The following is a 20,532-nucleotide window of genomic DNA, read 5'->3' on the forward strand; positions in this document are numbered from 1 at the left end:
CTTTCAGATCCGCAGATCCTCCGCGAGTTCTTCCAGTGACCGGCCGTCAATAAATGGTTCTCGCATGGCCGCTTCTACCGAATGAACCGTCACTTCTTCCCCATCGTAGCAAAGGGATATATCAGACCGGCTGAACGGGCAGATGGATCCGGATTTCCCCTGATACTCAAAATCAATATCCTGGGTCAGGCTGTCGATCCAGTCGAATAATTCTTTTGCGCTCATAATAGATCCGCATTCTCCTTCCGTTCCTGTTGGCTTAATTCTCTGACCGTCCTTCCGACGATTTTACCGTTCTCCCATAGAATGTCGTGTGCGTGCTCCCCATGTGTTCCATAGGGGTGTTTTTTAAGATTTCCGTGGGGTCCACTGCTGATTTGTTTGATTTGCCGCCCCTCTCCGTCATAATACATCCGGTCACGCTGGCGGCCATTCTGAGAAAGTGTGTCCACAACAGCATAAGGAAGGTATTGGGAAGGAAGCCTCGGGTGTTCGTTTCCTGTCCAATCGTCTGTAACAATAACGGTTCCGTCTTTATTATACCGTATGCCAGAATACCGTGCAACGAGTTTCCTGTTTTTCGTTGCTCCTCTTCTTCCAAACCCCGCCACCATGAGCCGTTCCTCTTCGGTCCGCAGCCCGGCGGCGTTGGAAAAGCGCCGGTATTCCTGCCTGAGCCGCTGGAGCCGGATCTGGGCGGCGGAAAGCCGCTCTTTGTCTCCGCCCGCTTCTTCCACCAATACGCGCCGCTTCTGTGTGCGGATAGCCCGCTCGATCTGCCGCTGCTTCTGGGTGGCCTCGTAGCCGGTATAGTGCCGTCCGTCCACCATCACCCCAGCTTCATTGTCTGAGCGGAACTGCTCCAGCTCCTGAGACGTGTATTGAGGCTGACTGATTCCCAGCAGGATAGGAAAGGCGTTATGTCCGCAGTTGAGGGTCCCGATCCGGCGGTGAAGGCTGGCATTCAGACGGGCATAGTCCTCGTCGCTGTACTGCTTCCCCTGGAATGGCTCGTGGTCCGGGGCGCTCATGGCGTGGGCGGAGATCTCCCAGCCGTCGGCCCCCAGGGCATCGTGGTTTTCCTGACTGATTTCCTCCACCATCAGCCCCAGCCCTCCCATCAGATTCCGGCGGACCGCCGCCTCCAGGCTGGTATGGACGCCGCTTTCATAGTCGATGGTACGGATGCCCTGCTGTACCAGCTGGGCGCAGGCCCGCCGGAGGGCGGTGTTGTAATCCGTCCCGCCGCTGACCACCTGGGTAAAGGCGGTATCGGTGGCGTGCCGGTAGGCGCTGGTCAATTCCCGGGCCACCCCGTCTTCCCCAACGAATCCGATGGTCTGCACCAGATTGGTCAGGTCTTCCTGGGCCAGCTTCACCGCAGCCTCCACAATCTGCTGGGCAACGGTGTTATCCGCAAAGGCCAGCGCATCCCGGGGCAGATGGCTGATGTCAAAGTTGTATCCCACCTCCGCCGCCTGACGGAAGAGGGTCTGCACCTCCTCCAGCTCTTTGCCCAGCAGCTCCCCCACCTGCCGCTCCACCTCGTCCCGGGACTTGCCCAGCTTCTGGAGCTTCCAGATCTGATAGGCGGCGGTACTGGTGAGCTGCCCAGCCTGTGAGACCCGCCGGGCGATATCTGAGACCAGATACTCCGTGAGCGGCTCTGTGAGACGCTGAAAGGCATCCTGCAGCCCGTCCGTCTGTTCCGGGGTCAGCATTACGCCTCACCGCCCAGCAGCCCGTCCAGGGCGGGCATATATTTCTCCCGGATGGCGGCCAGCTGCTCAGGGGTGTCGGTGGGGAGATGGAATCGCCAGCCCAACGCGATCTCCGGCTTGAGGAGACCGGCGGCCACCATGTCCTTATAGTCCTGCCAGGTCTTGTCCTCGTCGTACAGCACCCCGTTGCCCCAGTCCATTGTCACCTCCTCCGGCCGGACCGCCCGGGCGTTGGGGACCCGGTAGAGCGTGCCGATGCGGCCGGCCAGCACGCAGGCTTCCCGCGCCGCCCCTTCCCACATGGCCTGAAAATCCCCGATGGTGAGGGCATAGTCGCCCTCGCTGGAGGTGACCTCGGTGGCGGTGCGTTCGGCGGCCTCCACCTCGGACAGCAGCCCCCGCTTCAGGCCGATCATGCTCTCCACGTCACGCAGATACTCCTTTTTTCGGGCCAGGAAGGCGGCCTCCCGCAGCGCCGGCGAAAAGATGGAGACCCCCAGTTCGCCGGGGCTTTCATCCAGCCCCACAAAGACCTTGTCCCGCAGCATCCGGCGCCGGCCGTCCGGGCCCACCGGGGAGAGCAGATCTGCGGAGACCACGATGCGGCTCTGCCCCCGCTCGAACTCCCCGTTGAGCTGGGCCTCGTTGCGGTTGATGTTGTGGATCAGGCCGGACGCGGCGGCGAACACCGCCACCGGGTCGCAGCTGCCGTCCACACAGTTGGGGGCCGGGCAGCGGATGGGGGCAAGCCCCAGCCCCATGGGCTCCGGAAAGGTGTACTCGGGTACCAGACCGGCGTATTGGGGCAGGGCGTCCAGCGTGGTTTTTCGTCCCAGCTGGTCCCGGACGTGGGACACATAGAGCAGATTGCGCAGGGTGAGCCGTCCGTCGCTGCCCACGGTCCGCCGCTCCAGCAGGGTATAATACTTGCTGCCGGCGCTGGTGTGCTCCGCCGTGCCGATGTCGGTGGGGTTCCCCTCCCCGTCCCGGCCGAAGATCAGCAGGGAGGGCCGGGACACCACCGAAAAGGCAATGCCCGCCCGGGTTGGGTAGGGCTTGAGATAGGCCAGCCCCCCGGTCATGGCGGCATGGACCGCTTCCGTCCTGTGGGCGTCCAGCGCGGAGAGCACCGCGCGGAGGAAAGGGTCCTCCGCGCCGGCCTGGTATTCGCCGAAGGTGGTCTTGGTCAGCTTGTTGACCACCGTGTAGGGGATGCGCTGGCAGGGGTCCTCCTCCTCGGTGGGGGTGGTCTGATAGAACAGCGTGTACCAGTCCCGGATGGCCTCTCTCATGGGGACGGAGGTCAGGTCCCGCGCCCCGAAGGCGTCCTCATAGTTGTAGGCTCTGTTGGAAAAGAGCGCCGAAAGAATCACCGGTTCACCTCGTTTCGGATGATGATGCGCCGCCGCAGCCCGTACTCAAGGCCCTGTGCATAGGCCCGCAGCCGTTGGTTTTCCCGGGTCAGTTCTTCCACTTGTCGGCGCAGGGCGTCCCGCTCCCGCAAAAGGGACTCCTTGGCCCAGACCGGCAGGAAACGTTCCACCAGCCAGTTTCTAACCCCCATGTTCCAGCCCCCTTGTCAGACGCCCCAGGATGGTGGCGCAGAAATAGCGGATCTCGTCCATGGCGTGGTCGTTTTCCTTTACCGGCCGGTCGGTGCTGGACTTCTCGTCCCAGCAGTAGAGCTTGAACTCCCGGATGGCGTCGGTACAGCTCCGGTGGATGAGGACCTTCCCGGCTTTGAGCAGCGTGGCGGTGAGACAGATGCCGGGCAGCACGTCGTTTTCCGCCTTGCGCACCGGGAACCGGCCATGCCGGCGGATGGTCTCAAGGAAAGACGCCGCCGACGGGTCCACCACCACCCGGCGGACCGGCAGGCCGCCCGCCAGCTGCTCCAGGGCCTGGTAATACTCCTCGTCGGTCTTCTGCCGCCGCTCTTTGCGCCCCGCGTAATAATACTCCCGGATGCGCACCGCCTTGTGTCCGTCCCAGCACCACAGCCCCGCCGAAAAGGGGTTCAGCGTGCCGTAGTCCACCGAAATGTAATACTCGCCCCGGTCCGGTATCCCATCGGTGAGGTTGGCCTCCCCGAAGTCGTACACCAGGCCGTTGGCCACGCACCACTCCCCCAGGATGTAGCGCCGGTAAAAAACCCCGGAGAACATCCGCTCGTATCGGGTGCGGATCTCATCGGACAGGGACAGGTTGTCCGCCATGGTAAAGTGCAGGCGGAGCATATGCTGCTTTTTTGCTTCTTTCACCCACTCCTGATAAAACCAATGCTCGGGGCCTTCCGGGTTGCAGTTGAACCACAGCTTGGACCCCTGCACGCTGCACCGGCCCATAACCTGCTCCACAAAGGAGCGGGGCATCAGGGCCACCTCATCCAACAGCGCACCGGCCAGCGTGATGCCCTGCACCAGAGTGTAGGACGACTCGTCCCGGCCGCCGAAGAGGTAAAACGTGTTTGTGTTCCCGCAGCCGTCAGAGATGAGGAGCTTGTTATCTGCCCGCCGTTCGCTGATCCGGAGGTCTGGGGGCACCCAGTCCCGCAGATGGGTGATGACATTGCGGCGCAGGCTTTCGATGGTTTTTCCGCAGATGCCAAAGGTCTGGCCGCGGAAGCGGCACATGGCCCACAGGATGAAACCCACGGTCATGGCGACCGTTTTTCCCGAGCGGATGGAGCCGTCGCAGATGATGCCGTCCAGTTCCATAAAGCGGGGCTGGTTCCACCAGAGCATGGCCAGGCGCTGCCGGTCACTCAAGCTCCGGTATTGCATCGGTATGCACCTCCTGGGCCCGGATCGCCTCCAGAAGGTTGTTTTCCTGCTGGAGGTTCCGGGTACTCTGGGCGTCGAACATCCCCAGGTGCTTGCCCAGCAGCTCCAGGGCGCGGACCTTGTCGTAGGTGCTGACCTCAATGCCGTACTTGGTCTCTTTGACACCGGCCAGGGCGGCCCGCTGGTCGTCGGTCAGGCGGTCGGTGTCGGTCAGCGTGACCCGGCTGCCGTCGTCCGTCACCCGGGCAAAGGCGCCCCGGTCGGCAAAGGCGATGCGGGCCAGCTCGGCAACCACCCGGTCCTGGGTGATCTGGGTCCGCTGCGCCCGCTCCGCCATTGCCTTCTGGATGGCCTGGGAAACACAAGCTTTCCCAAGTAATTCCGGGCCGATCCGGTCGGCGGTCTTTTTGCTGTACCCGGCCCGGATGGCCGCCTGGGTGGCGTTCAGATCCACCAGATACTCCTGCACAAATATTTTCTGCCTTTGGGTCAACCGCGCCACCCTCACCACCTCTCTCTTGTTCTGGCGCCCTCCCCGCCTCATGCAGCTGCGGAAGGGCATATAGCCCGGGCGCTCCGGGCTATGCTGTGGGTTTACCGGCTTTGCCCACGGGCCGTGAGGCGTTCTCCTCGTTGGCTATCGTATCATACAAAAGTGGCTTGTCAATTAACAGAAAACTTTTAGTGCCAGTCCGCGCACCGCCTGCGCCGTGGCCTAGGGACGCGCACCGTGCAGCCCTCGCCGGGCGGGCAGGGACAGCGGTGCTTGTTCTCTTTAGGTTTGCTCACTGGTCATCCCTCCTCCTCCGGCGGCTCCGGCAGCGGCATCCAGTGCGTAATGACCGGGTTTTCCCACTCAGGCCAACACGCAAGAATCCATCCGTCACTTTCAGACCACTCCGCAAGCTCAAAAGCCCCATCCAGAGTAATATTTTCTTTGGGCTTTCCGTTGGCAATTACAATCACGGCCTGATCTTCATCCGGCATACGCTCATTCACGCGCACCCACGCGCACCGGTCGATGTGTGCTTCCATCTCGTGTTTCATACGCCATCACCGCCCATCTGTCGGAGCATGAACTCGGCGTTCTCGTCCGTCAGGGAACAGAACGCGTCCCCGTTCACGCCCACACACAGCACCGGCCCCACCAGGTCGATCTCCATCACCGGGTTGGGAGCCAGACCCATGAGACGCCCTTCCTCGTTGCAGATCAGGCAGGCGTCACTGGCGATGGTCACCGTCTCGATGTACCCGCCCACGGCTCTCTGGAGGGCTTGTAGGGTGTTCTCCAGCTCCACCACTACGGGCCGCTGCCCGGGCTGCTTCAAAATCGCTTTCATACTATCGTCTCCTTCTCCAGTAGTTTCTTCCGGAGCTCTTGCAAGGCCTCCAGCACCGCTTTGCGCTTTTTCTGGTTGGTCAGTTCCAGCACCATTTTTTCGGTCAGAATCACGTTTGTTTTCCTCCTTCCTGGGCGGCGGCATCCGGTCCACCGTACTTTCCCCGCCTCACCCGACGGATGCGGGCCTTCAACGCCTGCATCAGGGCCTCTTGGGCATCCCCCTTCTCATGCAGCGCTGCTACCACCGCCTCGTCCATTCCGCCCCGCACCACCAGATGGTGGCTGATAACCGGATACCGCTGTCCCTGCCGGTGCAGACGCTTGTTGGCCTGCTGATAGATCTCCAACGCCCAGTTGGGGTAGCCGAACCAGATGGCGTGGTGTCCGCCCGCCTGAAGATTCAATCCATAGCCGCAGGAGGCCGGGTGGGCCAGCAGCAGATCCACATTTCCGGCGTTCCACATCTGTGCGTCCTCCTCGCCCCAGTAGACCCGCACCCGCAGGCCCGTACCAGACAGCGCTTCCAGCAGCCGGTCCCGTTCATGCTGAAACCAGTAAAACACCAGGGCGTGGGCGCCGTTCAGCTGCTCCACCACCTCCAGACAGGCCTCAATCTTGCATCGATGGACCTCCACCACGTCCCCCGCGCTGTCATAAACCGCGCCGCTGCACAATTGCAGCAGCTTTCCATTCAGCACGGCGGCGGAACCGGCGGTGATCGTCTGGTCATGCACCTCCAGCAGCATATCCCGCTCCATCTTGTCGTAGGCCTTGCGTGCTTTGGCATCCAACGCCACCGGTACCACGTCCTCCACATAGTCCGGCAGCTCCAGATAGTCCTCGGCCTTCATGCTCACACAGATGTCCGCGATGGCCGTCCGGATACGGTCATCCGCACCATCCTGGGGCGTATAAGTCCGGTACTGCTGCCCGGGGTGGGCATAGTCCTGGGTAAAAAAGGCCTCTCGGTAGCTGGAGAGGGTCCGCCCCAGCCGGGCGCCGCCATCCAGCAGGAAGATTTGCGCCCACAGGTCCTCCAGACCGTTGGGCGCCGGTGTGCCGGTCAGCTCCAACAGCCGCCGGATACGGGGGCGCACCAGTTTCAGCGCCTTGAACCGCTTACTCTGGGCGTTCTTGAAGCTGCTGCTCTCATCCAGCACCACCATGTCAAAGGGCCAGGCATTGCGGTAGTAGTCCACCAGCCAGGGGATGTTCTCCCGGTTGATGACCCAGACATCTCCCGGCGTATGTAAGGCCCGATGGCGCCTGGACACGCTGCCCAGCACGGGAATGACCCGCAGCCCTTGGAGGTGATCCCACTTCCGCGCTTCCTCGCTCCAGGTCGCCTCCGCCACCTTTTTGGGCGCCACCACCAGGCAGCGTCCCACCGCCCACCGGCGGTAGCGCAGCACCTGCACCGCAGTCAGCGTGATCACCGTCTTGCCAAGGCCCATATCCAAAAAAAGCCCCAGAAACGGGTCGGACAGGATACGCTCGATGGCGTATCGCTGATAGCTGTGGGGGATGAATTTCATCGGATCAACCCCCTGAGAACTTCAAAGCACCAATCGAGAAAACCGGCGATCTCTACGGCGCCCCGCAGCACACGGACCTCTGCTCCAAGGCCCCGCAGTTTCCCAATTTGATAATCCTGCATTTTGCTGGTGCTCCCCCGCTCGGTTTTCAGTTCAACAAATACGATCCGGCCGCCCGGCAGGATGACCAGCCGGTCCGGCACCCCTACGTTGCCCGGGCTGACAAACTTATACGCACAGCCGCCCAGGGCCTGCACCCCTCGCACCAGGCGGCGCTCCAATTCAGATTCTTTCATTTTTGGCATTCTCCTTGCTACGTGTGTACGCGCACGCGCGCGGAACGCGGTGCGCTTAGGCGGGTTAGAGGGTATGTATACTCTCTATTTCTCTAATTTTAGATTTAATAAGAAATGAATGTAACGATGTAACAATTAGCTCAAATGCCTTGCGCCGCAACGGTTTTCGGGCGTTACATTACAAGTAACACTATGTTTCAATGTAACAACAGAAAACCAAGATGTAACAGCCCGTAACACTAGTATGTAACACGTCGGCAGAAGCCCCTTTGTAATCCACAGTAGCCAAAGCGCACAGCATTTTTTGATTTCTCCCACCCAGGGACCGCGGCAATTACACTGTTGATCTCCTGGGTATCGCTGTACCGCAGATCCTTCTTCTGCCCATCCAGCAGCTCGCACCAGATTTCCAGCGCGCAGACCCGCTCCCGTGGAACCAGCTCCAGATCTCCGGCCACGTTTCCGCCCCAAAACATCCGGCGCCGGTCCAGCGGCCATGCGGACCAGTCCCGCGGTACCTCCCGTTCCAGGAACGACAGGATCAAACCCTCCCGGGCGCTGACTTCCCGGTGATCCTCCTGCTGGGCCCGCGCCGTTTCCTCCAGCGCGCCCTCCAGATACAGCGGTTCTCCCAGCCGCCAGCGCATCACCGCCTCCGCCCAGAGCTGATCCAGCTCCCGGTCCAGGTCCTCCCACACGCTTTTGACCGCCGGCTGACGGCCCACATCCACCGGCCAGAACCGGCGGTTGCCCGTCTTATCCTGTAAGTAGTCCCCCGTGTTGGTGGTGCCGAAAAAGACGCAGCGGCGGGGCATTTCCTTGACGTGGCGGCCATAGGCGGCCCGGAACCGGTCGGCCCGCTGGCTGAGAAACTGCTTGATGCGGGAGACATCGGTCCGGCGAAAGGCGTCCAGCTCGCCGATCTCCACAATCCAGACCCCCTGTAACAGCTCGCTGGCTTCCTTGCCCTCAAAGGTGCGGATGGAGTCGTTGAACCAGCCCCGGCTCATCTTGTCCAACAGAGTGCTCTTGCCGATCCCCTGTGGACCGGACAGGATGGTCATGTTGTCAAACTTGGTCCCCGGGCGCATGGCCCGGGCCACCGCGGCGGTAAAGGCCTTGCGGGTCACCGCCCGGATGTAAGGGGTATCCTCCGCCCCCAGGTAGTCGATGAAGAGCCGGTCCAGACGGGGCGTCCCGTCCCACAAAAGTCCACCCAGATAGTCGGTCACCTCATTAAAGGCGTGCTTCTCGCTGTGAAGGGACAGCGCCCCGTCGATTTTGCCCGTGCCGGTGATCTGATAGCATTTTTCCAGGTACCAGTAAAGCCCCTGGTTGTCGTTGTCCCCCCACAGGCGGCGCTCGCTGCGCTCCGTCCAGGGCAGCGCCCCCAGCACCTCGCCCCGGCCGGCAAAGGCGTTGAGGGCGAATTTATCCTTTAATCGGGGGTCGTGTTCCAGGATGATCCACACATTATCAATGGTGGAGAGGGGCGCGCCGGTCTTGCTGTGTACTTTCAGGGTCTCCACCCAGCGGCTGTCCTCTTCCTCCGCGTCCGCCATTTGGGAAAAGCCGCCGGTGGCCTCCTCCCACCGCTCTTTCAGCAGCAGACCGGAGACCTGCTTATCCCCCGCCGCCAGCTCACACATGGCGGCGTAACTGGGCAGACGGTTGGTGGGGGTGCCCGGCTGGGCGTCGTCGTCCCGGTCGCCAAAGCGGTGGAGGCGCACCAGGTCGAAGGCGTTGACCAGCCGCCCGCCGCAGGGGTCCGTGGCGTGGTGGGAGTAGAGGAATTTCCCGTTGTCGTAGAGCACCGCGCCGCCGGTGGTGGAGCCGCCGGTAAAGGTAAATCGCCCCGGCATGGTATCCACCGGCAGATAGACGCCGGGCAGAAACGCCTCCATGGCGGCCGGTACGTCGTAGACCCGGCAGAACGCCCCCACCACGCCCGATTTTGCCTCCGGGTCGCCCTGCTTGGCGGCCAGCCGGGCGGGGGCTGTGGTCCCGGGCACGGTGGGCCAGGCCGTCACGTCCCGCCAGTCGGCATAGGTGGCCAACAGCCCATCCACGCTGAGCATGGGCTTGTCCGCGGCGTAATAGACATACTGTCCGTCGGCGCACACGCTGGGCCAGTACATAAGCCGGGAGGACTCAAAGGTGGAAGGATCGGCCAGTTCCATCCCGATCCAGGCCGCCATGCGCCGGGCGCAGGGCTCGTATTCATCGGCGGTACAGGTCCGGTCCAGAGGGAACAGCACCCGCAGCCGGGGGGCGTCCGGCCGGTGCTTGCGGGTGGAGTAGATGCAGTAGCCGCAGCCCAGCGCGTCCACCCGGCCGGCCACTTCGCGCGTCCCGCCGGCGGGGATGTGGTCCAGGTCCAGGGTGATGACATCGCGGCCGGAGACCGCCCCGGCTTTCCGCCGGGGGCCGCGCAGCGTGCCGGCCACATAGCCGCCCACGTCCTTCCGCTCGTCCTGCTGCCCTTTGGGCAAGGCCAGATACTGCTCCACGGTCTCCGTTCCCCGGGCGGGGGTGCGCAGCTTCTCCCACAGCTCGGAGAGCATCATGGGCTGGCCCCGCCACCGGGTATCCCGGCGGCTCCGCCCCACGGTGACGGTGATTTGTCGGTCGTTGGTCATGGGATTGGCTCACTCCTTCAAGCTCGGCGGCTGTCCAGCTCCTCCAGCACCTTGCGGGCGCGCGTCAGATCGGGCGCCGTGATTTCTACCAAGCAGCCAAGGAGCCTCCATCGGATTAACACGTCGCTTTCCGTATGCGGGGGCTCTTCCGGCTGATGGACGGCCGCCGGCGCGGGCTTCGGCTTCGCAGGAGTGCTTTTCTTCTGGACAGGTTTTTTCGCCGGCGCCCGGGTGCTCGGGTAGTTGGCCCGGAGCCCTTTGGATTTCCGCCAGCGCTGAACCTTCTGAATGGGTTCGCCCAGCATCTCGGCGATCTCCAGATCAGACTTCCCTTCCGCGTAAAGCTCTGCGCAGCGCATGAAATCGAAGCTGTTCTTCTCTTTGTCCTCCAGAAGGCCCAGCTTGACCAGACGCTGGGTGATTTCTTCTGTTGAGCAGGCGTTCAGCTCAGCCAGGATCTTGATCTGTTTGGTATGATCCTCTGCGTTCCTCCAACTGGTGCGCAGTTCATCGTCAGTCATCATTTTTATCTATCCCTCAATCTTTTTTGAAAAATTCGTTGACCCAGCCGTCGGCCCGGAGGGGCAGGCCCTCCGCCCAATCGGGTACCGCGGCCATGAGCCGCTCCATATCGTCCAGATCCTGCTTGCCCTCCGGGGCATCCACTACGATCTCGTCGTGGATATGAAACACCACCGGATACCCGGCCGCCTCCAGACGCTCCACCGCCTCGGCCAGACAGTCCCGGGCCGTGGCCTGGGTGATGTTCTCCACCAGCTTCCCGCCGTAGGTCTCCTGAATCTCCCACTTCTTGCTCTGCTGGCCCTGGCCGTAGTAGCAGAGCGCGGGACGCCCAAACCGGTTTTGTCCCATGTGTGGCTTTGGATAGTACAGCTTGCGCCCGCTGGGCAGCCGGACGGTGAGAAAGTCCAGACCTGACCGGCTGCCCTCCCGGGCAAATACCAACCGCCCGCTTTGGAGCGGGATGACCCGTCCCGATCGGACGGCCTCCACCGCCGCAGTCTCCACCGTCCGCCACAGGTCCACGATGCGCGGATTTGCCCGCCGCCATAGGGCCACCAGCTCCAGCACGGCCTCGTCGTCCAGGCTGTCCAGCTCGTGGCCGGTATCCATCGCCCGCATGGCCCCTACCCCGCCCTGATAGCCCAGAGCCAGGGTAGCGACCTTGCCCTTCTGCCGGTAGCTGTATTCGGGATTCCCTTTTTTGATTTTCTCAAGGGGGATATGGAACATCTGGGACGCGGTGGCCTCATAGATCTTCCCGTGGGTGCGGAATACCTCCAGCACCCAGTCCTCCCCGGCCAGCCAGGCGATGACCCGGGCCTCGATGGCGGAAAAGTCGGCGTCCAGCAGTGTGTTGCCCGGCGCGGCCACCAGAGCCGTCCGGATCAACTGGCTGAGCGTATCGGGCACGCTGCCGAAGATCCAGCCCAGGGCCGGGCCCCGCCCCTCTTTCACCAGCTGACGGGCCAGAGGCAGCAATTCCCCGGCGAGGTATGTCCGGGGCAGATTCTGGGGTTGGACAATGCGCCCCGCCCAGCGCCCGGTCCGGTTGGCGCCGTAAAATTGCAGCAGCCCCCGCACCCGGCCGTCGGAACCGGTGGCAGCCGCCAGCGCGTCATATTTCTTGTTGCTGGTCTTACTCAACGCCTGCCGGATCTCCAGCATCCGCCGGGCGGCCGGCGTCCCCACGTCCTCCCGCAGCATATCGGCCACCGTGCCCTTAGAGAGGTCCCCGAGGGCCCGGCCAGTTTCTCGCTCCAGCCAGGCGGACAGCTGCCCGACACTGTTGGGGTTCTCCAGACCGGTCAATTTGCGGGCCTCCTCCAGATAGGCCGCCCGGGTCTCGGCGTCCAACGCCCGCGCACCTGCTACCAGCGCTCGGTCCACCCCTACGCCCCGTAGGTTGATGCGCTGATCGGTCTCCCACTGGCGCTGTACGTCCTCCGGTACGGGGAATGGGGAGAGCCGCGCCTCGATCTCCATCTCGGTGACCACGTCCCGGGCGTTATAGCTCCGGAAAAGCGCCCACCGTTCCGGGTCGTGGCAGGGTAGGTTTCTTGTCCGGCCGCCGTTGTGCCTGGTGGGCGTACATGGGACACAAAAATACCGGATCAGCGCTTTGCCCGCGGCCAGTTTCTGCCTGTCCTCGGGCAGTTCCAGCGCCCGGCCGCAGGCGTCCAGGCCGGCGGGATAGCCCAGATACATCCCGTGGAGCATGGTGCAGCGCCACTGCGGCAGCCAGTTGGCCGCCCAGGCGTCATCCATCCGGAAATGCCGGCTGATACAGTACCACTCGAACGCGGCGTTGTATGCGTGTTTGACGGTGTGCTTGTCCAGCAGATACCCCACCGCATCGGCGGGCAGCTGGCCGCCCGGCTGGGTCATATCCACTACTTTGACCGGGCCGCCGTCGAGGCTGTAAGCGAACAGGAGGATCTGGAAGGCCGGGCTCTGCGCGTATTTGTAAAGCCCGGCCTTTTGGATGTCCACGTCGCTGTACGTCTCGATGTCTACACTGAGATGATGTACGGTCTCCATGATTTAGAAGGGCAGAGGCCCCGCGGGGATTGCGCCCCACCCGCCGGGCACCACGGAGCCGGTCATAGCTTGCCAGGGAACGGCGGCGGACACCGGCTGGAACGCCTCCTGCGCCGTCACATGGCCGCCCAGGGGGTCGCCGTCGGCGGTTTTCTGCACCCCGTTCAGCCCGCAGCCGATCCCCTTCTTGCCCGCGTTGGCGTAGGCAAAGAAGTTGACCGAGACGTTGCCCCACATACCCGAATAGACCTGGGTGGGGTCGATGATGGGCTGTACCTGGTCGTCCACCACAAAGGGCGGATGCTTGCTGGAGGCCGTAAACACCCACATCCCCCGGCACTCTTCGCCGAAAGCGCTGCCGTCGCTGGGCCGGGGGCCGTCGCCGTCATGGACGCAGATGGCGGGCATGGGCGGGCGGACACCGGCCCACTTATTGGCCACGCCGGCCTCGATGGCTTGGTTCACTGCCTGATCGATGAGAGCCTTGGCCTGAGTATTGCTCTTGGGCACCAGAATGGTGCAGCTGTACCGGGGCTCCCCCTGGGGATTGTTGAATGGTGCTTTGGCCTGGAACAGGCTGCAATAGGAAAAACGGACGCCAGAAATCGTGATAGCCATAAGATTGTTCTCCTTTATCAGTTTCATTTTTTTCGGATGCCGGGGATCATGCTTTGCCTGCCACGGTAAAAGCCGCGGCGGCGGCGTTGTACGGCTGGCGCGGATCATCCTCCGGCACCAGGGTCGGCTTGCCGGGGGCCTTTACCCACAGGCCTTCCGCCGTCTCTCCAAACACTTTCTTGCCCAGGGATTTTTCCAGCCCGGCGACAGTTACCGGCCTGCGCTCGTAGAGCAGCGCCTCCTCCACGCCGCGGGCACGGAGCTCCGGGAACGCCAGCTCAATTCCGCCGGTCCAGTCCCGGGTCACCCGCCCCTCTACCACCTTCCAGCCCGCGATGACCCGGCCTTCCAGCGTGGCCTTCATGGCGTAGGCCTCCAGGTCCTTGACCCAGCCGGCGACCTCCCTCCCTCGGGTGAGGGCGTCGCCCACCTGGGCGTCGGACAGCAGCGGGGTATCCGTGCCCTCATAGGCATGGACGCCAGCCGACCCGGCGGGGATTCCGCCCGCTTCCTGCTCCAGCGCCAGCATCTGCCGGGCCCGGGCGGCGCACTGGGCTTTCGCTTTGCAGAACCGGCACCAGTCGCCGGCCTGGAAGTCTCCCGTGCCCTCCCAGGCCAGTCTGGCGGCAGGCGCGGCGGTGGTCTCGGCCCATTGCCGGAGCGCCTCAACCGTGGTCTCCCATTCCCTGACGCCGCCGGCATTGGGCTGGACAATGGACAGCTGTATGGTGCGGATGCTGTCGCCGAAGATGACGGAGTATTCCCGCAGCGCCCCCAGGGCATACAGCATCAATTGCGGGTTGTGTTCGGCTTCTACCAGCACACCGGCGCCGTTCTTGTAGTCCACTACGTCCATCCGCCCGGAGCCGATCATGATGCAGTCGGCAGTTCCAAACCCTTCTGGCGCAATGTGGTCATAACAGACCCGCACTTCCAGCGCCACGGAGGGCGGCTCCGGATAGGCCATGGCCCGGACTTTCAGGTGCTCCAGATACACGTCGGTGGCGCTGTCCATGGATTTTTCGTAGTGCGCGTGCGCCTGCAGCTTCTTCAGCCGGGCCTGATAGGTCCGATTGGGGAGCGTCTCGATAAAATACTGCCTGGCTTTCAGCTCGGCGATCTCATGGGCCAGGCGGCCGGCTTCGGCGTAGGTGCTGGTGTGATCGGGCATTCCCTGGGTCAGCCGGGCCGAAGGCGGGCAGTGAATCCACCGGTGGGCGCTGCTGGCGCCCAGCAGGGCGTGTTTTTCAGGGGGCATCAGATTTTCGCCCCCAATCCCCGCAGCTCGGTGGCGAAGGACCCAATCTGCTCCGGGCGGAGCTGGACCACATCCTGCACGCCGAATTTCTGGAGCAGGCCCATCAGCAGCGGCATCGCGTCCGGTTTGCCCATCAGCAGATCGGCCCCCGCCTTGCTCAGCTGGGCCAGGGTGATCTGGGGAGCGGGCGCGGTGGGCACGACAGGCGCCGGAGCTGCCGCGGGCGCCGGAGCTGCCGCGGGCGCAGGGGCTACCGGTACGGCAGCAGGCGCGGGGCTGACGAACGCCGCGGCGGTGAGCGCGTGATCGGCGGGCGCTTCCGGCACAGGGGTCTCCGCGCGGGCGCCCAGCAGGGCTTTGGCAATGGCCGAGGCGGCCAGGGTAAGGTCGGGGCACTTGATGGTGATATTGATGTCCATAGTGGTTCCTCCTTTGTGTTTGGGTAAGGTCAGTAGCGCAGCATCAGCGCCGTGAGACAGGCGGTGATGGTCATCAGCCCGGCGGCGATGGCCAGGCCCTCAATCGTGGCCGTCCAGAACTGGCGGCGGCGCTTCTTGTAATTCTTCTCGCGCATGGTTAAGCTCCTTCCTTTTTGCTATATAGGCTTTTTGCTGTGCCAGTACAGACGCGCGGTTTTCCAGGTACCATTTTTTCTTATACTCAGAAATCTTCTTGCGGTTTTTCTGATAGTAGGAACGATCGTAGGCTCTTTTCCGTTGTATCTGCTTCTTCTTCTCGATCTCCTCCCAGCTGGAGCGCTGCCAGACGGCATAGGCGTCCAGCTCCCGGGAGAGTTGGACCTCTTCATAAGTGAGCTGGAACTCGGCCTCGATCTGGGCGTCCGCTTCGGCCATGGCGGCCAGCTCCTCGGGGGTAAACATTTACTCGTCCGAGGTGATCGTCACACCGCCAATCATTTGCGGCAAAATGTTCACCTCATAATGATACTGGTCCACATAGGCGCCGGACACGTCCTGGACAATATAGGTCGTCCATTCGCTGAGGTAGATGTAATCCTTCTTATACGATCCAGGAGCTACCTCGCTGATAATAGAAAGCTCATTGTTGCCCTCATTGGTCAAAGCGAAGTTCCCCACCAGCTCGTAGAGGATCGTATCATCCCGCACGTTGATAACGGTAATTTTGCGGGTAACGTTGAAATTGTCTGCCTGCTGAGAGATGTTGTAGGACACCTTATCACTCTCACGGCATCCGCTCAGCACGGTGGTGATAAGAGCCGCCGTGGCCAGAACTGCAATCATTTTCTTCATTCACGTTTCTCCTTTTGTCAGCGTAGATACCAGACGATAGAACTCTTTCAAACTGATATCCCGATCCAGTGCAACGGCCATTACGATATTTTTTCGGTTCTGTTCACTATCGTTGGCCGCTTGCAGATACTCCTTGTATGTCTCCGGGCTCATGCTACATCACCCGCTCCACACGGTAGAAGTTTCCGCCGAAGAGCATGTACACTCCGCCCACCTCCAGCTTGTCCGGGGTGACGTAGGTCTTGGGGCGCTTTCCGCACCCCCTCCAGCCGTTCCACCTGGTCAGTCGGACCTGGCGGATCTTATAGACCATCTCACTCCCCCCTCTCCATAAAGTCGCCCTCCAGGTACCGCACAAAGGCGGTCCGGGGGATTTTGACCCGCTTGCCGATCACGATGACCGGAAAGCCCAGCTTCTCCGGGTGCAGCCGGGCCTCCAGCCGGATGTAATGGGGATCACACCCCAGCACATGCCCCGCCACAGCGGCGGTGATGACCGAGGTATCCATCTTCTTGACATCTTCCAGCGTCACGGGGTACACCTCCTTCTTTTGGTTGCCCCCTTGCCCCCTTGCTCCAACGTGTGGTAAACTATGGTAGAAAGGGGGTGATTTTATGCCAAATGTCATAAACTTTCCGAAATCCGGAACAAGAATTGCATTATATACCGAAGAAAACATGTTTATTGGAACAAGCTCAAATTCTGAAGACTTCATTGGGCGCCCTGGCCTCTGGCTCACAGACGCTGTTATCGCGTCCATAAAGGCACAGATTTGTCCAGCGGATCTCCTTCATCTTGATTCGGTGTGTGTGTGCTGTGGGATAAAGTTGTTGCGGTGAGTCATGCTCCTTCTTTTGAATGGCTTCCCGAATAAGCTTACACAGTTTCTTCCGGTCCTCTTCGGTGTGGGCGATGTCCCCCTGAATGCGGATAACCGGCTCCCCTTGGTCTTTCCCACCGAGGGGAGCCTCTTTCTTCTGGTCTCCGCCGTGGGTGACATCCCGGTGCGTCTCAAGCATCGAGATCAGCCGATCCGCCTTTTCGTCCAGCCGCCGCAGAAGCTCCAGCACAAGTGCTTCATAGTGGTGCACAAAAATCACCCCCTCTCTATGTGCGGTTGGGTCGTTGTTGTCTGCTCAGCTGGCGGGGCGCTGGTCGGGCTGGGCCTGCGCATGAGTGGACGCGAGATCCAGGCCCATGGCCACGCCCAACAAGCACTGCTGCTTGGACTCGGGCAGCCGATCAAAGATGGTCAGAATGTCGATCATGGTCCGCTTTGCCTTCTCGTTCATGCCATCACCTCCTTGTTGTTTCTGTAACAAGTGTACGCCATTAAAACAACTTTGTCAATAGCTTTTTTGTTGTTTTCATGGCATTTTTTCCTTGACGCAAAAGTCAAAAAATGATAATATGATTTGCAGAAAGGTGGTGAGCAAATGGATGAGCGAATAAAAGAACTGCGTAAAGCGCTTGGCTTTACGCAGCAGCAATTTGCAGATCATATAGGCGTGAAGCGGAATACTGTCGGACAATATGAAATTGGGCGCAATCCTCCCACCGATACGGTTATCACCCTTATCTGTCGGGAATTTGGAGTATCAGAAACGTGGCTTCGTAGCGGTGAAGGCGAGATGTTCGTGCCGAAGAGCCGTAATGAAGAGCTGTTCGAGTTCATTGCAAAGGTGGCTGAGGGACCGAAAAATGACATCCGTGCCAAACTGCTGACCGTGATGTCACGACTCACAGACGAGCAGTGGGAGCTCCTGGCGGATATAGCGCGTCAATTAGCCGACGAAGAGCAAGAAAAAGCGGGCCCGGACTAATCCGGACCCGCTGAGTGGGCGCTATTTGATGATGGCTTGAATGATTCTCTGAATCAATTCAAGCTGTCGTATGTTGGCACATTCCAGCAAACGTGTTATGGACGAAATTAGCTTTTCTTTTTTCTCCATACTAGCCGCCCCCTCCTATGGGCACATATCCGCACCGGCGAAATCCCTTGTTACCAGTATAGTACATTAGTTCTATTTTGTCAATCCCCGCACAGCTTGTGTGGATTAAAAATTTGTTGAAGCAGAAAAAGAGAGGAGCAGAAAAAATGAAACGTGATGTCAGAAGCTTTTTGAGCGGATGCCTGGTCACGGCTGTGGCGATCAGCCTGACCGGCACGGTTGCGGCAACGGTCGCGCAAAAAACACTGACTGCCGACTACAACAACATCAAAGTCACGCTGGACGGCCAGAGCGTCAATCTCGTGGACGCAAATGGCGCCGCTGTGGAGCCCTTCGCAGTCAGCGGCACTACTTATCTGCCCGTTCGTGCGGTTGCCAATGCCCTCGGCCTTAACGTAGCGTGGGACGGAAACACCCAGACCGTGGTCCTGACCAGTGGAAACAATACCTCCGAAAATAGCTCCAACAATATCGGCGACTATTATGTTACCGTTGACAGTGCAAAGACCACGGAAGATCGAGATGGGAATCCGGTCATGATCGTAACGTGCACCTGGACCAACAACAGCGATGAGACAACTTCCGCTGTCATGTCCCTGATCGCAAGGGCCTATCAGAACGGCGTGGAACTAGATAGCGCCTATATGATCGACGACTTTGACTCCAATACGATGACAAATCTGCGCCCTGGCGCTTCCACTCAGGTCCAATATGCGTTCGAGCTGGACGGCTCCAGCTCGGCTGTGGAGTTCGAGGTGTTCGAGGCATTTACAGCTGGAGATACCGGATCGGTTACCAAGACTTTCACAGTGGGCTGAATCAAACGATGAAAATAGGGCAGCGGAGCCACAACGCCCCGCTGCCCTTACCATATCAGGAGGTGACACGACACAATGAAATGCCGGAAATGCCGCACGGAGATTCCGGACGAAAGCAAGTTCTGCCTGAAATGCGGGGCCAAGCAGGAGGTCAGACAAGGCGTCAAAAGCCGGGGCAACGGCTTGGGCACGGCCATCAAGCGGGGCAATACCTGGACGGCCATCTGGACGGTGGAGATCTACCCCGATTCCGAGGAAAAGAAGATCCACCAGAAACGCCGGTGGAAGGGCGGCTTCAAAACCAAGACCGCCGCCCTGGCCTACGCCGCCAACCCGGAGCCCGAACAGGCGGCCTCCCCCACCCTCCGCACCTACTGGGAGAGCTGGAGCCGCACCGAGCTGCCCGATCTGTCCAAGAGCAAGCAGACCGCCCTAAAAATCGCATGGGGCAAGCTGGAGGGACTGGCCGGCCGGCGCATGGATGAGCTGACCATCGACAACCTGCAAACCTGCATCGATGACAAGGCCCAGACCTACTACCCCGCCAAGGATATGAAAACCGTCCTCTCTCACCTCTTCAAGCGCGCCGTGGCCGAAGGAAACGCCCGCACCAACCTGGCGGACTTTATCCGCCTGCCCCCGCTGGAAGAAAAAGAGCTCCAGCCCTTTACCGAGCTGGAGCTGCATAAACTGTGGAGCGCTTACGGAAACGGAGATACCTTTGTGGGCTTCGTGCTGCTCATGATCTACACCGGCATGATGCCCGGCGAGCTGCTGGCCTTCAAGGCCGACATGGTGGACTGGGAGGCGTCGGAGATCCGTGGCTGCGGCTTAAAAACCAAAAAGCGCAAAGAAACCCCCATCGTGTTCCCCCATATGATCGCCCCCGTCCTGGCCAATCTCATCGAGCGGAGCAGCAGCCGGGTGGGCTATGTGGTGGGCATGAACAAGGACAATTTCTATGCCGCGTACCACGCCGCCCTCCGGCGGGTGGAGGTGCGGGACTTGCCGCCCTACTCCTGCCGGCACACCACCGCCACAGCGCTGGCCCTGGGCAACATCGCCCCCAGCGTCATCCAGGAAGTCATGCGCCACACCAAATTCTCCACCACCCAGCGCTACATCCACCCCGACAGCGCCGCCGCGCTGGCCGCCGTCAACACCATGGGCAGGGGCAAAGAGTGCTAACTGTACTGCTAACTATAAATTCTGTCAACGCGCTTTTTCACCCGCCGGGGCGCGTTTTTTCATTTTGCCCTTAAAATTGCAGGAAATAAAAAAAGAGGACTGGAACCAACGTCTTTCCGTTGATTTCAGTCCTCTTTGGCGGAGAAGGAGGGATTTGAACCCTCGCTGCGGTTTCCCACACTACTCCCTTAGCAGGGGAGCCCCTTCGGCCACTTGGGTACTTCTCCACGCCGATTGCGGCCCTTTCCTGAAAGAAAAGTGGCGGAGAGAGTGGGATTCGAACCCACGGCTCTTGCGAGTCACCGGTTTTCAAGACCGGCTCCTTAAACCACTCGGACATCTCTCCACGTCCGAACTCGTTTCAGTCAAGCGACAGATAGAATAATACCATACTCTCTCCACCTTGTCAAGCCACTTTTCCCCCTTTTTTATTTTTCTTCTTGTAGGAGTACAATACATGTTGGACAGTTGAATAAAAAAGGATGAAGGATAGGGCCTCATCGGTTAAAGTTGAGTTGCGACACAACAACTTGACGAGAGGGGGCCAT

The 20,532-nt window shown here is 60.9% G+C and carries 26 protein-coding genes and 2 tRNA genes; 3 read left to right on the forward strand and 25 right to left on the reverse strand.

Features of this window, described 5'->3' with window-relative positions:
- Nucleotides 1-3: 3 nt before the first annotated feature.
- From H7U37_RS08050 to H7U37_RS08155, 23 genes are all read right to left on the reverse strand, one after another.
- A complete protein-coding gene (locus H7U37_RS08050) occupies nt 4-225 on the reverse strand; it encodes a hypothetical protein (protein ID WP_204874966.1) in 222 nt (73 codons plus the stop codon).
- Nucleotides 222-1,721 (reverse strand): phage minor capsid protein, encoded by a 1,500-nt coding sequence (locus H7U37_RS08055; RefSeq protein WP_204874968.1) that lies wholly within the window; start codon nt 1,719-1,721, stop codon nt 222-224. Before H7U37_RS08055 ends, H7U37_RS08050 begins: the two co-directional genes overlap by 4 nt.
- On the reverse strand, nt 1,721-3,094 hold the full coding sequence (locus H7U37_RS08060; RefSeq protein ID WP_204874969.1) for a hypothetical protein: 1,374 nt from the start codon (nt 3,092-3,094) through the stop codon (nt 1,721-1,723). The genes H7U37_RS08055 and H7U37_RS08060 overlap by 1 nt, the downstream gene beginning before the upstream one ends.
- Complete coding sequence (locus H7U37_RS08065; RefSeq protein ID WP_204874970.1) at nt 3,091-3,285, reverse strand: hypothetical protein; 195 nt, start codon at nt 3,283-3,285, stop codon at nt 3,091-3,093. Before H7U37_RS08065 ends, H7U37_RS08060 begins: the two co-directional genes overlap by 4 nt.
- Nucleotides 3,275-4,504 carry a PBSX family phage terminase large subunit gene (locus H7U37_RS08070; protein ID WP_204874971.1) on the reverse strand — a complete coding sequence of 410 codons (1,230 nt, stop codon included), beginning with the start codon at nt 4,502-4,504 and terminating at the stop codon, nt 3,275-3,277. The genes H7U37_RS08065 and H7U37_RS08070 overlap by 11 nt, the downstream gene beginning before the upstream one ends.
- Complete coding sequence (locus H7U37_RS08075; RefSeq protein ID WP_338049804.1) at nt 4,482-5,066, reverse strand: terminase small subunit; 585 nt, start codon at nt 5,064-5,066, stop codon at nt 4,482-4,484. The genes H7U37_RS08070 and H7U37_RS08075 overlap by 23 nt, the downstream gene beginning before the upstream one ends.
- Before the next feature lie 230 nt (nt 5,067-5,296).
- Nucleotides 5,297-5,551, reverse strand: a complete 255-nt coding sequence (locus H7U37_RS08080) for a DUF551 domain-containing protein (RefSeq protein ID WP_204874973.1) — start codon at nt 5,549-5,551, stop codon at nt 5,297-5,299.
- Complete coding sequence (locus tag H7U37_RS08085) at nt 5,548-5,844, reverse strand: DUF3846 domain-containing protein (RefSeq protein ID WP_204874974.1); 297 nt, start codon at nt 5,842-5,844, stop codon at nt 5,548-5,550. Before H7U37_RS08085 ends, H7U37_RS08080 begins: the two co-directional genes overlap by 4 nt.
- A gap of 109 nt (nt 5,845-5,953) precedes the next feature.
- Nucleotides 5,954-7,381 (reverse strand): DEAD/DEAH box helicase, encoded by a 1,428-nt coding sequence (locus H7U37_RS08090; RefSeq protein WP_204874975.1) that lies wholly within the window; start codon nt 7,379-7,381, stop codon nt 5,954-5,956.
- Complete coding sequence (locus H7U37_RS08095) at nt 7,378-7,677, reverse strand: PDDEXK family nuclease (RefSeq protein ID WP_204874976.1); 300 nt, start codon at nt 7,675-7,677, stop codon at nt 7,378-7,380. The genes H7U37_RS08090 and H7U37_RS08095 overlap by 4 nt, the downstream gene beginning before the upstream one ends.
- Nucleotides 7,678-7,916: 239 nt before the next feature.
- A complete protein-coding gene (locus tag H7U37_RS08100) occupies nt 7,917-10,316 on the reverse strand; it encodes a virulence-associated E family protein (protein ID WP_204874978.1) in 2,400 nt (799 codons plus the stop codon).
- A 17-nt stretch (nt 10,317-10,333) separates the two neighbouring features.
- The gene (locus H7U37_RS08105; protein ID WP_204874980.1) at nt 10,334-10,840 is read right to left on the reverse strand and encodes a hypothetical protein; all 507 of its coding nucleotides are present in this window, start codon (nt 10,838-10,840) and stop codon (nt 10,334-10,336) included.
- A 13-nt stretch (nt 10,841-10,853) separates the two neighbouring features.
- Complete coding sequence (locus H7U37_RS08110; protein WP_204874982.1) at nt 10,854-12,878, reverse strand: DNA polymerase; 2,025 nt, start codon at nt 12,876-12,878, stop codon at nt 10,854-10,856.
- A gap of 3 nt (nt 12,879-12,881) precedes the next feature.
- Nucleotides 12,882-13,496, reverse strand: a complete 615-nt coding sequence (locus tag H7U37_RS08115) for a DUF2815 family protein (RefSeq protein WP_204874984.1) — start codon at nt 13,494-13,496, stop codon at nt 12,882-12,884.
- A 46-nt stretch (nt 13,497-13,542) separates the two neighbouring features.
- Nucleotides 13,543-14,754, reverse strand: coding sequence for a DUF2800 domain-containing protein (locus tag H7U37_RS08120; protein ID WP_204874986.1), 1,212 nt, complete (start codon nt 14,752-14,754; stop codon nt 13,543-13,545).
- Nucleotides 14,754-15,173, reverse strand: coding sequence for a hypothetical protein (locus H7U37_RS08125; RefSeq protein ID WP_204874987.1), 420 nt, complete (start codon nt 15,171-15,173; stop codon nt 14,754-14,756). Before H7U37_RS08125 ends, H7U37_RS08120 begins: the two co-directional genes overlap by 1 nt.
- A 29-nt stretch (nt 15,174-15,202) precedes the next feature.
- Nucleotides 15,203-15,328: a hypothetical protein gene (locus H7U37_RS16050; RefSeq protein ID WP_272873473.1), complete on the reverse strand. Its 126-nt coding sequence runs from the start codon at nt 15,326-15,328 to the stop codon at nt 15,203-15,205.
- Nucleotides 15,273-15,608, reverse strand: coding sequence for a hypothetical protein (locus H7U37_RS08130; RefSeq protein ID WP_204874988.1), 336 nt, complete (start codon nt 15,606-15,608; stop codon nt 15,273-15,275). Before H7U37_RS08130 ends, H7U37_RS16050 begins: the two co-directional genes overlap by 56 nt.
- A gap of 27 nt (nt 15,609-15,635) precedes the next feature.
- Nucleotides 15,636-16,025 carry a beta-sandwich lipoprotein gene (locus tag H7U37_RS08135; protein WP_204874989.1) on the reverse strand — a complete coding sequence of 130 codons (390 nt, stop codon included), beginning with the start codon at nt 16,023-16,025 and terminating at the stop codon, nt 15,636-15,638.
- Between the two features lie 154 nt (nt 16,026-16,179).
- Nucleotides 16,180-16,338, reverse strand: a complete 159-nt coding sequence (locus H7U37_RS08140) for a hypothetical protein (protein ID WP_204874990.1) — start codon at nt 16,336-16,338, stop codon at nt 16,180-16,182.
- 1 nt (nt 16,339) lies between these two features.
- Nucleotides 16,340-16,558 carry a hypothetical protein gene (locus H7U37_RS08145; RefSeq protein ID WP_204874991.1) on the reverse strand — a complete coding sequence of 73 codons (219 nt, stop codon included), beginning with the start codon at nt 16,556-16,558 and terminating at the stop codon, nt 16,340-16,342.
- Nucleotides 16,559-16,721: 163 nt separating this feature from the next.
- Complete coding sequence (locus tag H7U37_RS08150) at nt 16,722-17,117, reverse strand: hypothetical protein (RefSeq protein ID WP_204874992.1); 396 nt, start codon at nt 17,115-17,117, stop codon at nt 16,722-16,724.
- A gap of 45 nt (nt 17,118-17,162) precedes the next feature.
- Nucleotides 17,163-17,318: a hypothetical protein gene (locus tag H7U37_RS08155; protein WP_204874993.1), complete on the reverse strand. Its 156-nt coding sequence runs from the start codon at nt 17,316-17,318 to the stop codon at nt 17,163-17,165.
- A 144-nt stretch (nt 17,319-17,462) separates the two neighbouring features.
- Here H7U37_RS08155 and H7U37_RS08160 point away from each other — a divergent pair, with 144 nt between their 5' ends.
- The 3 genes from H7U37_RS08160 (at nt 17,463) to H7U37_RS08170 (ending at nt 19,984) form a co-directional block, all read left to right on the forward strand.
- Entirely contained in the window at nt 17,463-17,849 is a 387-nt protein-coding gene (locus H7U37_RS08160; protein ID WP_204874994.1) for a helix-turn-helix domain-containing protein, read from the forward strand.
- A gap of 275 nt (nt 17,850-18,124) precedes the next feature.
- Nucleotides 18,125-18,796 carry a DUF5067 domain-containing protein gene (locus H7U37_RS08165; protein ID WP_204874996.1) on the forward strand — a complete coding sequence of 224 codons (672 nt, stop codon included), beginning with the start codon at nt 18,125-18,127 and terminating at the stop codon, nt 18,794-18,796.
- Between the two features lie 75 nt (nt 18,797-18,871).
- Nucleotides 18,872-19,984 carry a tyrosine-type recombinase/integrase gene (locus H7U37_RS08170; protein WP_204874998.1) on the forward strand — a complete coding sequence of 371 codons (1,113 nt, stop codon included), beginning with the start codon at nt 18,872-18,874 and terminating at the stop codon, nt 19,982-19,984.
- A 136-nt stretch (nt 19,985-20,120) separates the two neighbouring features.
- Here H7U37_RS08170 and H7U37_RS08175 read toward each other — a convergent pair.
- Nucleotides 20,121-20,211: transfer RNA gene (locus tag H7U37_RS08175), tRNA-Ser, on the reverse strand.
- 32 nt (nt 20,212-20,243) lie between these two features.
- A tRNA-Ser gene (locus H7U37_RS08180) sits at nt 20,244-20,330 on the reverse strand.
- Nucleotides 20,331-20,532 lie beyond the last annotated feature (202 nt).

It is taken from the genome of Pseudoflavonifractor phocaeensis (genome assembly GCF_016901735.1).
In the GTDB taxonomy this organism is placed as follows: domain Bacteria; phylum Bacillota; class Clostridia; order Oscillospirales; family Oscillospiraceae; genus Pseudoflavonifractor_A.

Bases quoted from the DNA above. Each gene is read 5' to 3' on its own strand.
- H7U37_RS08155 (WP_204874993.1), bottom strand. From the start codon at position 17,318: ATGAACGAGAAGGCAAAGCGGACCATGATCGACATTCTGACCATCTTT.
- H7U37_RS08105 (WP_204874980.1), bottom strand. From the start codon at position 10,840: ATGATGACTGACGATGAACTGCGCACCAGTTGGAGGAACGCAGAGGAT.
- H7U37_RS08120 (WP_204874986.1), bottom strand. From the start codon at position 14,754: ATGCCCCCTGAAAAACACGCCCTGCTGGGCGCCAGCAGCGCCCACCGG.
- H7U37_RS08050 (WP_204874966.1), bottom strand. From the start codon at position 225: ATGAGCGCAAAAGAATTATTCGACTGGATCGACAGCCTGACCCAGGAT.
- H7U37_RS08095 (WP_204874976.1), bottom strand. From the start codon at position 7,677: ATGAAAGAATCTGAATTGGAGCGCCGCCTGGTGCGAGGGGTGCAGGCC.
- H7U37_RS08085 (WP_204874974.1), bottom strand. From the start codon at position 5,844: ATGAAAGCGATTTTGAAGCAGCCCGGGCAGCGGCCCGTAGTGGTGGAG.
- H7U37_RS08170 (WP_204874998.1), top strand. From the start codon at position 18,872: ATGAAATGCCGGAAATGCCGCACGGAGATTCCGGACGAAAGCAAGTTC.
- H7U37_RS08090 (WP_204874975.1), bottom strand. From the start codon at position 7,381: ATGAAATTCATCCCCCACAGCTATCAGCGATACGCCATCGAGCGTATC.
- H7U37_RS08115 (WP_204874984.1), bottom strand. From the start codon at position 13,496: ATGGCTATCACGATTTCTGGCGTCCGTTTTTCCTATTGCAGCCTGTTC.
- H7U37_RS08135 (WP_204874989.1), bottom strand. From the start codon at position 16,025: ATGAAGAAAATGATTGCAGTTCTGGCCACGGCGGCTCTTATCACCACC.
- H7U37_RS08165 (WP_204874996.1), top strand. From the start codon at position 18,125: ATGAAACGTGATGTCAGAAGCTTTTTGAGCGGATGCCTGGTCACGGCT.
- H7U37_RS08075 (WP_338049804.1), bottom strand. From the start codon at position 5,066: ATGCCCTTCCGCAGCTGCATGAGGCGGGGAGGGCGCCAGAACAAGAGA.
- H7U37_RS08080 (WP_204874973.1), bottom strand. From the start codon at position 5,551: ATGAAACACGAGATGGAAGCACACATCGACCGGTGCGCGTGGGTGCGC.
- H7U37_RS16050 (WP_272873473.1), bottom strand. From the start codon at position 15,328: ATGCGCGAGAAGAATTACAAGAAGCGCCGCCGCCAGTTCTGGACGGCC.
- H7U37_RS08160 (WP_204874994.1), top strand. From the start codon at position 17,463: ATGGATGAGCGAATAAAAGAACTGCGTAAAGCGCTTGGCTTTACGCAG.
- H7U37_RS08055 (WP_204874968.1), bottom strand. From the start codon at position 1,721: ATGCTGACCCCGGAACAGACGGACGGGCTGCAGGATGCCTTTCAGCGT.
- H7U37_RS08125 (WP_204874987.1), bottom strand. From the start codon at position 15,173: ATGGACATCAATATCACCATCAAGTGCCCCGACCTTACCCTGGCCGCC.
- H7U37_RS08140 (WP_204874990.1), bottom strand. From the start codon at position 16,338: ATGGTCTATAAGATCCGCCAGGTCCGACTGACCAGGTGGAACGGCTGG.
- H7U37_RS08100 (WP_204874978.1), bottom strand. From the start codon at position 10,316: ATGACCAACGACCGACAAATCACCGTCACCGTGGGGCGGAGCCGCCGG.
- H7U37_RS08070 (WP_204874971.1), bottom strand. From the start codon at position 4,504: ATGCAATACCGGAGCTTGAGTGACCGGCAGCGCCTGGCCATGCTCTGG.
- H7U37_RS08065 (WP_204874970.1), bottom strand. From the start codon at position 3,285: ATGGGGGTTAGAAACTGGCTGGTGGAACGTTTCCTGCCGGTCTGGGCC.
- H7U37_RS08130 (WP_204874988.1), bottom strand. From the start codon at position 15,608: ATGGCCGAAGCGGACGCCCAGATCGAGGCCGAGTTCCAGCTCACTTAT.
- H7U37_RS08110 (WP_204874982.1), bottom strand. From the start codon at position 12,878: ATGGAGACCGTACATCATCTCAGTGTAGACATCGAGACGTACAGCGAC.